Raw genomic sequence first — 13,543 nt, 5'->3', positions numbered from 1 at the left:
ATTCGAGAGGACAGTCTTATGAACCGATATGCTAACCAAAGTCGCACGCCACACTTCAACCGTCATCCGCTGGTGCTGGCGATACAAATCGCCTTGGCCGGTGCTTGGCAGCCGGCCTTGGCCGAATTGGCCGGCAATGCGCTGCCGAATGGCGGCCAGGTGGCGTCGGGACAGGCACAAATCCACCAAGATGGCGCACGGATGGATGTCGTACAAGGCAGTGATAAAGCTATCATCAACTGGCAGAGCTACAACATCGGCGCCAGTGCCCATGTGGATTATCAACAGCCTAACGCCAGCGCGATCGCGCTGAACCGCGTGACATCCGGCGAAGCATCGGTCATTGCCGGCCGATTGACCGCTAACGGTCAAGTGTTTCTGGTGAACCCCAACGGCGTGCTGTTTGCCAAGGGCGCCCAAGTCGATGTCGGCGCGATGGCGGCGTCGACGATGAACATCAGCGATGCCGATTTCCATGCCGGCAACTACCATTTCAAGCGCGAGGGCAGCGACGCCGGCGTCGTCAATCAGGGCGACATCCGTGCCAAGGACGGCGGATACGTGGCGTTGCTGGCCCCCAGCGTCAGCAACGAAGGTCTGGTCCAGGCCCGTTTGGGCACGGTGGCGCTAGCCGGCGGCGATGGCGTAAAACTGGAATTGGACGAAGGTAAACTGGTCAATGTTCAGGTTGATCCAGCCACCGTCAATACGCTTATCGAGAACAAACAGCTGATCCGCGCCGATGGCGGCCGGGTGATCATGACGGCCAGCGCCGCCGACCAATTGCGCGGCGCCGCGATTAACAACAGCGGCGTGGTTGAGGCCAAATCCCTGGTCAATCGCGGCGGTTCGATAGAACTGATCGGCGACGAGGTCAGCAACAGCGGCACACTGGACGTGTCCGCCGCCGAGAATACCCAAGGCGGCAATGTCGTCGAGCGCGGCCGGTTGGTCGTCGATACCGGCGCCATCCGCGCCGACGGTGATAGCGGCGGGGATATTCGCTTGACCGGCGACCGCGTGCTGCAAACCGGAACGCTCAGCGCCGAAGGTACCGTCTCCGAAGGCGGCCGAATTACGATTGCCGCCGACAGTCGAGTCATCCAGACCGCATCCGCCAAGCTGTCTACAAAGGGAAGCCAAAACGGCGGCGACATCGCCGTGACCGCAGGTGGCCAAGGTGGCGTGTTCAGTTCTGCCACCATCGATGCTAGCGGCGTTTCTGGACGCGGTGGCAATATCACCATCACCGGCGGCAAAGACGTTACGTTGGCCGCTGCGACGATCACCGCCAACGGTGCCAAAGGCGGCGGCAAGATCAGCATTGGCGGCGGCTTTCATGGCAAGGACGCGGCGGTTCGCAATGCCACGATAACGCGAATCAATCCCTTCACCCAATTGCAAGCCGACGCAACTGAAAAGGGCGATGGCGGTGACGTCGTGGTTTGGTCGGATCAGAAAACCGATTTTTATGGCACGATCTCCGCCAAGGGCGGTTCGGCGGGCGGCGACGGCGGCACCGTTGAAGTCTCGTCTCACGACGCCCTGTTGTTTGGCGGAACCGTTACCACCTTGGCCAGTCAGGGCCGCAACGGCAGTCTATTACTCGATCCGCGCAACATCACCATCGACAGCAGCGGCCAGTACCCGCAATTCGATTTCGAAGACCCCAATCCGACCAACACACTGGGCGTCACATCCGGCTTCGGCACCGGCACTTCGGTCCTGTGGAGCACCAACGTGGCTGTGACGAATCCCTATGACGACTTCGGCGGCCAGGATGCCGGCGCGGTTTATTTGTACAACGGCTGGTCCGGGGCGCTGATCGCGACGGTCACCGGTAGCCACGCCGATGATCGCCTGGGCAGTGGTGGGATCACCCAGCTGGTTAGCCAAAATACCAATACCAACGTCAACGTCTCGTTCAATTCGCTAGGCAACTTTTTGATTTCCAGTCCGCATTGGGATGGTGGCAAGGGGGCGGTGACCTGGTCCAGCGGTACCGCCGGCTTGAGCGGCACCGTATCGTCAGCCAACAGTTTGGTCGGCAGCTCGGCAAGCGATGCCGTGGGCAGCGGCAGTATCGTGTTGGTCGATAATTATTACGGCGCGACTGGTCACACTTGGAGCAACGACAACGGCTATTTGAAATATCTGGTCCTAAACCCGCAATGGAATGCCAGTACCGGTGCGGTCACGATGGGCAGTGCTTTGAGCGGAATATCCGGTGTCATTTCATCCACCAACAGCCTGGTCGGTGCGGCGTCTGGAGACCGAATCGGCAGCAGCGGCATTACGCAATTCGTCACCGAGTTTCATGATTACAACAGTAGCGGCGCGTTGATTACTGCCACCGAGTATTACCGCAATTATTTCGCGATAGCCAGCCCGCACTGGCAGAACGGCGCCAGCGCGGACGCCGGTGCGGTCACGTGGGCCAGTGGTTTGGCCGCATTGACCGGCACAGTTTCTTCGTCGAACAGCCTGGTCGGTGGCAATGCCAACGACCGGATCGGTAGCGGCGACATCAAAGCGCTTTATTACTCCAGCAGTACCAACTATACCAGTCAACCCGGCGACACCCCGCCGCACGGCCACGTTAACACTTACCGTACCGACGCGGCGTATGTGGTCGCCAGCCCGCATTGGGACGGCGACAAAGGTTCAGTCACCTGGCTCAATGCCGCCACCGGTTACGCGTCCGGCGGCGCGACTGCCGGTTTCGCGGTATCGTCCGCCAACAGTCTGGTCGGCGCAACCGCCGGCGATTTGGTCGGCAGCGGCGGCATCCAGTTACTCAGCCACTACACCAGCCGCAGCCCGGATACCGGCTATACTTCAACCCATCCGTATTACTTGATACTCAGTCCCCATTTCAACAATGGCGGCTCAACCGCCGACGCCGGTGCGATCACCTGGGGCGACGGCCGCACCATCACCTACGGCACTGTCACGACGACGGACTTATTCGGAAACACGCTAACGAATATCCCGACCGAAACCAGCACCAACAACGGCGGCGTATCCGGTGTCATCGGCAGCGGCAACAGCTTGGTCGGCAGCCATGCCGGCGATCAGGTCGGCAGCGGCGGCGCCAGTTACCTAGGGCAAGATCCGGGTTACATGGTACTCAGCCCGTTATGGAATGGCAGCGCCGGTGCGGTGACCTTCTGGAACGCCACAGCCACCAAGACCGGCACCTTGGGCTCGGCCAACAGTCTGGTCGGTACGACCGCCAACGATCATGTCGGAGGGGGCGGAATTTTGATGAAGGACGGTTACTATTTGGTGTTGAGTCCTGACTGGGACAACGGCGGAGCCACTGATGCCGGGGCGGTCACCTGGGGTAGCAAAACGAGCGGCGTCAGCGGCGCGGTCGGCGCGGGAAACAGCTTGGTCGGCAGTACAGCCAACGACGGTGTCGGCAGCGACGTCAACAATATCGTCGATGTGGGCGTGGCCGATTACGTGGTCCTAACCCCCACCTGGGATAACGGCGGTAATGCCGATGCGGGCGCCGCGAGTTGGGGTAGTGTCGGCAGCGGCGTCAGTGGCGCTATCAGTAGCAGCAACAGCTTGATTGGAAGTCATACCAACGACCGAGTAGGTAGCGGCGGCGTCGTAACGGCTTTTAACGGTGTGGAGACCGCAAACAACTGGACTTACACCTATTTTTACGGCGTGATCAGCCCGCATTGGGACAGTGATCGCGGGGCTGTCACATTCGGCGCCGAAGCCAGCGGTATCCAAGGAACCGTTGGCTCTGGTAACAGCCTCGTCGGCGACACCGCAGCTGATCAGGTTGGCAGCGGCGGCGTCAAAGCCGGGCAATATACCGAATTGACTTACAACGGAAGCACTTGGTCAGGCACCCGCACTGCGTATTATTTGGTTATCAGCCCCAATTGGAGCGACGGCGGCAACGCGAACGTTGGGGCCGTTACCAAAACCGCGGCGGCCACAGGCATAACCGGAAGTATTAGCTCGGCAAACAGCTTGATCGGCGGTACCGCAGGCGATCAAATCGGCAGCGGCGGCGTCACGCTGTTGCCGTACGACTGGACCACGGGTAGCGGAGTAGGTCAGAAACAGTACCATCTGGATTATTACTCGATTGCGAGTCCTTATTGGGACAACGCCGCGACGGCCGATGCCGGCGCGGTGACCTGGGGCAGCGTCACCACGACGGCAGGCGCGGCGTCGCCGTTGACCGGCAATGCCAGCGCGGCCAACAGTTTGGTCGGTACTCACGCCAACGACCGCGTCGGCAGTGGCGGCGTGGTCGCACTGCCGGCTGAATATAACAACGCGACGCGGGTGGGCTATATTGTGATCAGCCCGAACTGGGGTAACGGCACCGACACCCAGTTGGGTGCGGTGACATGGGGCAGCCGCCTGACCGGCGCTTTAGGGGCGGTGAGCAGCAGCAACAGCCTGATAGGCGCCACGTCCGGCGACCAGATCGGCAGCGGCGGCGTCACGGTTCTGACCAACGGTTACGACCCCATCAACAGCGTCTGGAGTTACAACTATCTGGTGTTAAGTCCGCATTGGCACAGCGGCGCTAATGCCGATGCCGGCGCGGTAACCTGGGTCGCGGAAAAAACCGGTTTCGCTTACGGCGAGAGCAGCCAAGGCGCGGTGGTCGGGATCGGTAACAGCTTGGTCGGCAGCCAGGCTGGCGATCAGGTCGGCAGCGACGGGATCATAGACTTGGGCGTATCTTATTTAGTCGGTAGCCGGCACTGGCATAACGGTTCCGCTGCGGATGCCGGGGCGTTATCCTGGGCGCGCGCCAGCATCGGTGTCGCCGGCGCGGTGTCGGCCAGCAACAGCTTGATCGGTAGTTACAGCAATCAGGACGTAGGCCTGAACCAAGTTAGATTAACCGTTAACTACAATACCTATTACTACGACTATCTGGTCATGGATACCGATTGGCGCAACGGCGCATTGGCGAACGCCGGCGCCGTGACCTACGGCGATGCCTTCTACGGTATCTTCGGTGAGGTTTCGGACGCGAACAGCGTTGTCGGCACCACGGCGAACAGCGGCATCAGCTTCGATACCGGTGGCCCTTGGGTGGATTACTATCAATATGCAGGCACCAACTATTTTAGCCTGCTGCCCGGCTTTGCCTACGACCACGGCGATACCTTTGTGGTCAGCTTCGCCAACGAGAACACCGGCCGGGTCACCTCGGGCGCCACCGATCCGAGTCGCATTACTTATGGGATGGCGGTCGGCAAAGACATGGCCATAGCCCCGGACGTTTTGACCAATCTACTCGGCTGGGGTACCAACGTCACGCTACAAGCCAGCAACGACATCACCGTTAACAGTGCGCTCAATGTCGCCGGGCTTTTTAGTTCGTCAGCGACCCTGAAATTGGAGGCGGGACGCAGCATTTACCTCAATGCCGACATCACCACCGACGGCGGCAATTTGGTCTTGCATGCCAACGATTTGGCCGCCAACGGCGTGGTCGACGCTGATCGTGCGGCCGGTAATGCCGTCATCGAAGTTGCCAACGGTGTTACGATCAACGCCGGCACCGGTTCCATCACCATGGAATTGCGCGACGGCACCGGCAACACCGAAGACGACAGCGGCAATATCACGTTGGCGGGACAATTATTGGCCGATACGATCAGTATTATCCATCGCGGCACCGGCGGCGCGAGCGGCAGCAAGAATATCGTTTTGAACAGCGGTGCAGGTTTGACCGCCAACGGCAGCGGGGATGCGCTGGTTTTGGCGGCCGCCAGCGGCGGCGAGCTGATCAACAATGTGGGTAGCAATGTACTCTCTGCGGGAAACGGACGCTGGTTGGTGTACATGCACAGCCCATCGGGCTCGACCGAGGGCGGCCTGACCGGGGTGGCGGGTTCGGCGCTCCCCAGGCTATACAACAAAACTTACGACGGTAACGCGCCTGCAACAATCGTCGCGGGCAATCACCTGATCTATGACTACCAGCCGAGCTTGAGCGTCGACGTCGGCAACATCAGTAAAACCTACGGCGACGCCGACCCTAGCGCGAGCAGCGCATTTTCGGGCTACGTCAACGACGACGGCGTGACGGACTCGGCCACCGTTGCGGGTTTAAGCGGCACGCCGAGTTTTAGCATTGTCGGCGGCACGGCCGGCACCGGCCGTGCGGTCGGCAGCTATAACGTCAACGGCGCGGTGGGTTCGGCTGCGATCAGCGGCGGGGCCGGTTATTCGACAACGATAGGCACCGGGGGCGCCAGCGGAACCTTAACGGTCAACAAAAAAACGCTGACCGTGACCGCCAGTGACGACAGCCGCGCCTACAACGGCTTGGGCTATAGCGGTGGCCATGGCGTCAATATTACCGGCTTCGTTAACAGCGAAACATCAAGCGTATTGGGCGGCAGTGTCAGTTACGGCGGCACCTCGCAAGGCGCCACCAACGCGGGTAGCTACACCTTTACCGCGAGCGGCTATACCGCGAGCAACTACGATTTCAGCTACGTCAACGGCACTTTGACCATCACACCTTATGTCGTCAGCCTGACCGGCAACCGGGCCTATAACGGTTCGAGCAACGTGGCGGCGGGCATATTCTCCACCGGCAGCTTGGTTGGCAGCGAAACCCTGAGCCTGAGCGGCACCGGCACGGTCGCCGATAAAAACGTCGGCACCGGCAAAGCGGTGACCTTGGGGACTTTGGCCCTGGCCGACGGCAGCAACGGCGGTTTGGCCAGTAACTACACGCTGACCGGCGGCACGCATACCGCCGATATTTCAGCCGCCGGCTTGACCGTCAGCACCAGCGACGTCAGCAAGGCATACGACGGCGGCACCAGTGCGGCCGGGACCGCCACGCTGACCGGCGGTACGCTGTACGGCAGCGATAGTCTGAGCGGTGGGACATTCGCTTTCACCGACAAAAACGTCGGCGCCGGCAACAAGACGGTGAGCGTCAGCGGCGTGACCGTCAGCGACGGCAACAGCGGCGCCAACTATTCGATCAGTTACGCCAATAACACCAGCAGCACCATCACGCCGTTCGTGGTCAGCCTGACCGGCAACCGGGCCTATAACGGTTCGAGCAACGTGGCGGCGGGCATATTCTCCACCGGCAGCTTGGTTGGCAGCGAAACCCTGAGCCTGAGCGGCACCGGCACGGTCGCCGATAAAAACGTCGGCACCGGCAAAGCGGTGACCTTGGGGACTTTGGCCCTGGCCGACGGCAGCAACGGCGGTTTGGCCAGTAACTACACGCTGACCGGCGGCACGCATACCGCCGATATTTCAGCCGCCGGCTTGACCGTCAGCACCAGCGACGTCAGCAAGGCATACGACGGCGGCACCAGTGCGGCCGGGACCGCCACGCTGACCGGCGGTACGCTGTACGGCAGCGATAGTCTGAGCGGTGGGACATTCGCTTTCACCGACAAAAACGTCGGCGCCGGCAACAAGACGGTGAGCGTCAGCGGCGTGACCGTCAGCGACGGCAACAGCGGCGCCAACTATTCGATCAGTTACGCCAATAACACCAGCAGCACCATCACGCCGTTCGTGGTCAGCATGACCGGCAACCGGGCCTATAACGGTTCGAGCAACGTGGCGGCGGGCATATTCTCCACCGGCAGCTTGGTTGGCAGCGAAACCCTGAGCCTGAGCGGCACCGGCACGGTCGCCGATAAAAACGTCGGCACCGGCAAAGCGGTGACCTTGGGGACTTTGGCCCTGGCCGACGGCAGCAACGGCGGTTTGGCCAGTAACTACACGCTGACCGGCGGCACGCATACCGCCGATATTTCAGCCGCCGGCTTGACCGTCAGCACCAGCGACGTCAGCAAGGCATACGACGGCGGCACCAGTGCGGCCGGGACCGCCACGCTGACCGGCGGTACGCTGTACGGCAGCGATAGTCTGAGCGGTGGGACATTCGCTTTCACCGACAAAAACGTCGGCGCCGGCAACAAGACGGTGAGCGTCAGCGGCGTGACCGTCAGCGACGGCAACAGCGGCGCCAACTATTCGATCAGTTACGCCAATAACACCAGCAGCACCATCACGCCGTTCGTGGTCAGCATGACCGGCAACCGGGCCTATAACGGTTCGAGCAACGTGGCGGCGGGCATATTCTCCACCGGCAGCTTGGTTGGCAGCGAAACCCTGAGCCTGAGCGGCACCGGCACGGTCGCCGATAAAAACGTCGGCACCGGCAAAGCGGTGACCTTGGGGACTTTGGCCCTGGCCGACGGCAGCAACGGCGGTTTGGCCAGTAACTACACGCTGACCGGCGGCACGCATGCTGCCGATATTACAGCCTACGTCGTCGACCTGACCGGCAGTCGTACCTACGACGGCACCACCGCCATCATTGCCGCTAGTTTGGCGACCTCTGCCCTGGTCGGTAGCGAAACCCTGGGCCTGAGCGGTGCCGGAACGGTCGCCGATAAAAATGTCGGCACCGGTAAAACGCTTTCGCTAGGCTCTTTGGCCTTGAATGATGGCGGCAACGGCGGTCTGGCCAGCAATTACACCTTGGTTGGCGGTACGCTTAGTGCCAATATTACGGCTTACACAGTCAGTTTGACAGGCAATCGCAGCTACGACGGCAGTGCCGATGTGGCTGCCAATATTTTTGCCATGAGTGCGCTGCTTGGAACCGAAACCTTGAACCTAAGCGGTACCGGTACGGTAGCGGATAAACACGTAGGGGTCGGTAAATCCGTGACGCTGGGCAGCCTAGCGCTGGCCGACGGCAGCAACGGTGGTTTGGCTAGCAACTACACGCTAACGGGCGGCACACATAACGCGACCCTCACTACGGCAAGTTTGACCGTCAGCACTGGAAACGTCAGTAAAACCTACGATGGCAATACGTCGGCGATAGGCGCCGCCATGGTCTCAAGCGGCACACTCTATGGTAGCGACAGCCTGATTGGCGGCACGTTTGCCTTCACCGATAAAAATGTCGGTATCGGCACCAAGACCGTCACGGTTGCCGGGGTCACCGTGAACGATGGCAATGCCGGCAATAATTATTCGGTGTCCTATCTGAATAACACAACCAGCACTATCAGCCCGTTTGTTGTGAACCTGAGTGGCGGCAGGAGCTATGACGGCACCACAGTCGTCGCCGCCACGGATTTGCACATCGGAAGTCTGGTCGGTGGCGAGACTTTAACCCTCACAGGCGTGGGCTCCATCGGCGATAAAAACGTTGGCATCGGCAAAAGCGTGAGCTTGGGCTCTTTGACCTTGGCCGACGGCAGCAACGGCGGCTTGGTCAGCAATTACACCTTGATAGGAGGAGATCTTAGAGCGGACATCAGCCAAGCTAATCTGATTTTGACCACCGGCGACATCATCAAAACGTACGACGGCACCACGTCCGCCTCGGGCACGCCAATCGTCAAAGCCGGTAGCGCTAGCCAACTGTTCGGCTCGGACAGCTTATCCGGCGGTGTGTACACATTCATCGATAAGAATGCCAGCGGCGGTAGCACCGTGAGAGTTAGCGGTATTAGCGTTTCCGACGGCAATGGTGGCAACAACTACGCAATCAGTTACAGCGATAACACGACCAGCACAATTTTGCCTTACGTCATCCATTTAACCGGTTCGAGGGCGTTCGACGGCAGCAACCTTGTGAACGCTAATGTATTCAATTTAGGCACTTTGGTTGGCAATGAAACTCTGCTGCTGAGCGGGGCTGGCCAAATGTTAGATAGTAGCGCCGGTATCGATAAACCGGTCGATCTTGGAACCTTGGCCTTGAGCGACGGCGGAAATGGCGGCTTGGCCGGCAATTACACGCTAGCCGGCGGCAATCCAGTGGTCACCATCCTACAAAGCTCCGCCGGCAATACGCCAACCGATACCGTCGACGCCGGTACCGTAGTACCGGACAGCGGCGGAAACGGCGGCGTGAGCAACAACGGTTCCAACAGCGGCGCCAAAACCGGCGGCTTGGCGCTTTCTGCGTTACGCGGTGCCGATAGCAACCGGACCGTACAATTTAATATCGCCGACTCGGGGATCAATGGCGGTGGTAGTAGCGCCACCGGCTTGACGACGGGTGGTACCGGGCCGTCGCAATCAGGCAATACCGTGCACTTATTGGCGTCCCAAACCCTGGTAGCGGGAGGGCAGATGCAGATCGTTGCCAACGTTGAGGTTAATGATTACGCCAGTGGGTTCAGTTTTGCCCTGCCAGCCGGAACACTGCCTACAACGGCCGGAGACAGTACGGTTTCGGCGAAAATGGGTAATGGCGAGCCGTTACCTTCTTGGCTGAGTTTTAATAGCCAATCGTTAAGCTTCAGTACCGACAGCGCCGGCGCGGCGCAGTTGCCACTGCAAGTCGTGATCACTCAGACCAGCGCGAGCGACCAACAAAAATCGATTGTGGTGACTATCGAAAAACAAGACCAAGCAATCTGAATCTACGGCAATAAAAGCTGATCGACCGGGTGAACCTTTGCTCGGTTTAACCGCGTCGGCTTCGCGATGCACTTACCTTTTCGCTCCTTTCGGCAGTTGCCGGCAGCAGGCTAAATGAAGTTTCCCCGGATCAATTCGGGGTTTATTCCCGATGAACGCTGGCGGTGCGCCCGGATAATACCGGGTTTTTCACCACCCTTCGGGATTGCTTATGCGACACATCATGCTTTCATTCAGCTTTTTGCTCCTTTCCTGGCAAGTTCACGCTCACGGCCCGACGCCGCAAAAAGCCAAGGAGTCTGTGACCATCCAAGCGCCTATCGCCAAGGTATGGGCAGAGCTGAAAAATTTCGACGACATTGCCAATTGGCATAGCGACTTGAAAAAGAGCGCGGGTGACGGCAAGAATCAGTCCGGCGGTCTGCGCACGTTGACGTTTCAAAACGATGAAACCCTCACCGAAGAATTGGATTATTACAACGAAGCGGAACACGAATACAGCTACCGGCTGAAAACCGAAAACACCAAAGCGCTTCCGACCAGTTCGCATACGGTCGATGTAAAAGTCGCGGCAGGTGAGGCCGCCGACAGCAGCGTGGTCACCATCAAAAGCCGCTTCTACCGCGGTGATACCGGCAACACGCCACCGGAGAATTTGAGTGACGAAGCGGCGGTTAAAGCAATGACGCATTTTTTCAAGAACGGCTTGAATGGCTTGAAGGCCAAGCTGGAGAAGTAAATTTTATGTCGTCATTCCTGCTTACGTGGGAGTGACAGAGCCAGAGACCTTTGTATGTGAATTTCAATCGTCTCCTGTAGTGAGCGGAGTCAACCCACAAAAAAAATCGCCCCTTGCGGGGCGATCTGTTGTCTGAAGTTTTACGGATTGGGTCCGTTGTGGCAGCTAAAACAACTCACTTGATAACCCGCCGGCCAATTCTTAATACCAAACTCATCGGCATCAATGGTTTTCGCAACCTTTACCGCACTCAAGGGAGTGCCGGCGCTGGTCGTACCGTGGCAATAGCTACAGCTTGGCGTAGTGGCTGTGCCGTTTTTATTGGCGTCTTCGTGTTGCTTAACCCAGGCGTCGCCGGTGGTATGCATGCCGTGGGGGCCGCCGTTTACCGTGTTCGGGACTGTAGTATGGCAAGCCTTACATTCGGCTACCGTACCGGCGTGTCCTTGCACGGCGATGCTTTGCAGGTTTTCGTCAGCATGTGTGGAGGGATACTCCGCGTGTGTCGCACCGTGACAAGCCTCGCATTGCAAGCCGCCGTGGCCTTTACTGAAGCGGTACAAGTTCAATCCGGGAACCGGCGTATTGGCATTGGTGGCAAAGGTATGATCTGTTGGCACAATCGCTTTGCCGGTGGCGTCGATACCTGAGATCGCGCGTTTGCCGGGCGCGGCGCTATTGTGGCAAGACTCGCAGGTCGGCTCGTTGAACCAGCCTTGCCGAGTGGCACTACCGACCGCTTTCATATTGCCGTGACAGCTTTGGCAACTGATAGCAGGGTCGCCGCTGGCGTCCGTGGCGGTGGACATCGCACCACGCAGACACTGCGTTACCGATCCCGGATGACATTGGTAACAAGCGCTGCGGTTGTCCAGACTATCCAGGGTTAACTGGGTGGCAGGGTCTTTTACATCGGCATGTTTTAAATGCAAGGACTGGGTGAATGGCGCAATGCCGGCCATGCCGCCCATCACCGTGGTTTTGTTTTCCTTATCGAAATAGGCATTGCTGGCATGGCACGCCACGCAAAGAACCGGTTGCCCGCCATCGGCCGTTGCGAGTAAACCTGTTGATTTGTAGCCTTTGCTATTCAATGTGGTCAGTGCATCGTTGAATAATTTACTCCCCGCCTGTTTTTCATCATGCAGACGCAGAATGTTACGCTTCCAGTCTTTGTCGGGATCAGCGTCGAACACCCAGCCCGTCACCGGTTTGGCGGCAGTTTGTGCGGCATTGTTATTGGTGTCAGTGGATGCGTGGCAGCCTTTGCAAGTCATCTCGTCGCTGACCGGCAACACGGTGGTGGCGCTAGCCAGAACCTTACCGCTCAGCGCATCCTTAGCCACGACCTTGACGGTGGGATAGAAGTTCTTGTTACCTTTGTCGTCGAAGGGCGTCACCGGAATACCCTCGGCTTCGAACCAGCCGAACGCTGTGTTGTAGGTCATAGGCGCGGGTGTCAGGGATGGCGTTTTGTTGCCGGGCATGGGGTTTCCGCTGGCGAGTCCGTCCAGGTTAACCCCGACATCCGGTGCCGGATTCAGGCCTACCAACTCACCGACCCAAGACCAGAAATTGGTTTTATTGGCACTACTGGTATTGATAGAGCCGCTACCGTCGGCGACTGCTTCATAAGTCAGCAACACATTACTACTGATTAACTTGCCGTTTTTGTCTTTCAATTGCGCATGTAGGGTGTTGTAGGGTGGCAAGATCGCGAACACGGAAAAATCCAGGCCGTCCATGCAATGCATGCCTAAATCATTCCAGGCCAGCAGGGTGTATTCGCCGACCGCTGTGGTATTTAACACCGTCACCGCGACCGTTTTGGACGTCTTGCTGTCGCGGATGGTCACCGTGGCCGAGCCGGCTTTAAGACCTTTTATGGTAGCGAGATTATTGGCATAGCCGACGCTGGCAATTGAGTTGTCCGACGATTGAATGTTTACTGTGCCGGAGGCGTTAGTGACCGTGACGGTGGCAGTGCCGCCCACATTGACCGCCAATACGGCCGGCGAAATCGTCAAGACGGGAGAAGGGGCGCTGATGACTTTGACTTCCACGCGCTTCGAGCTCTTACGATCTCTCACCGTGACCGTCGTAGAGCCGGCTTTTACACCCTTGATGCTAGCGATACCGCTAGCGTAAGTGACTGTCGCCACACTGGTATTACTGGATTTTACACTGATGCTTCCTGATGATTTTGTGACCGCAATCTTGGCTAGTTCACCTACGAAGATTTCGACGGAATTAGGTTTGAGTTCAAGCGCCTGGACGCTACCAAATTCGCATACACCCAGAAAAATCAGCAGAAACTGAAATATAAATAGACGTGCATTCATAATATCTCCCATGAATACGTTTTGATCGGATGGG

General features: G+C 58.7%; 3 protein-coding genes. 2 read left to right on the top strand and 1 reads right to left on the bottom strand.

Going from position 1 to position 13,543, the window contains the following annotated elements:
* The first annotated feature begins 18 nt into the window (after positions 1-18).
* Together ACWAU0_RS18280 and ACWAU0_RS18275 are read left to right on the top strand one after the other, a co-directional pair.
* A complete protein-coding gene (locus ACWAU0_RS18280) occupies positions 19-10,428 on the top strand; it encodes a YDG domain-containing protein (protein WP_458137520.1) in 10,410 nt (3,469 codons plus the stop codon).
* 211 nt (positions 10,429-10,639) lie between these two features.
* Entirely contained in the window at positions 10,640-11,167 is a 528-nt protein-coding gene (locus tag ACWAU0_RS18275; RefSeq protein WP_171695348.1) for an SRPBCC family protein, read from the top strand.
* A 140-nt stretch (positions 11,168-11,307) separates the two neighbouring features.
* Here ACWAU0_RS18275 and ACWAU0_RS18270 read toward each other — a convergent pair whose 3' ends face one another.
* Positions 11,308-13,509 carry an Ig-like domain-containing protein gene (locus ACWAU0_RS18270; RefSeq protein WP_458137519.1) on the bottom strand — a complete coding sequence of 734 codons (2,202 nt, stop codon included), beginning with the start codon at positions 13,507-13,509 and terminating at the stop codon, positions 11,308-11,310.
* Between the last annotated feature and the right edge of the window lie 34 nt (positions 13,510-13,543).

It is taken from the genome of Methylomonas sp. Uni0009 (genome assembly GCF_054188105.3).
This window is presented reverse-complemented; position numbering and strand designations above follow the sequence as displayed.

Coding starts and splice junctions, on each gene's coding strand:
- ACWAU0_RS18280 (WP_458137520.1), top strand. CDS start 19: ATGAACCGATATGCTAACCAAAGTCGCACGCCACACTTCAACCGTCAT.
- ACWAU0_RS18275 (WP_171695348.1), top strand. CDS start 10,640: ATGCGACACATCATGCTTTCATTCAGCTTTTTGCTCCTTTCCTGGCAA.
- ACWAU0_RS18270 (WP_458137519.1), bottom strand. CDS start 13,509: ATGAATGCACGTCTATTTATATTTCAGTTTCTGCTGATTTTTCTGGGT.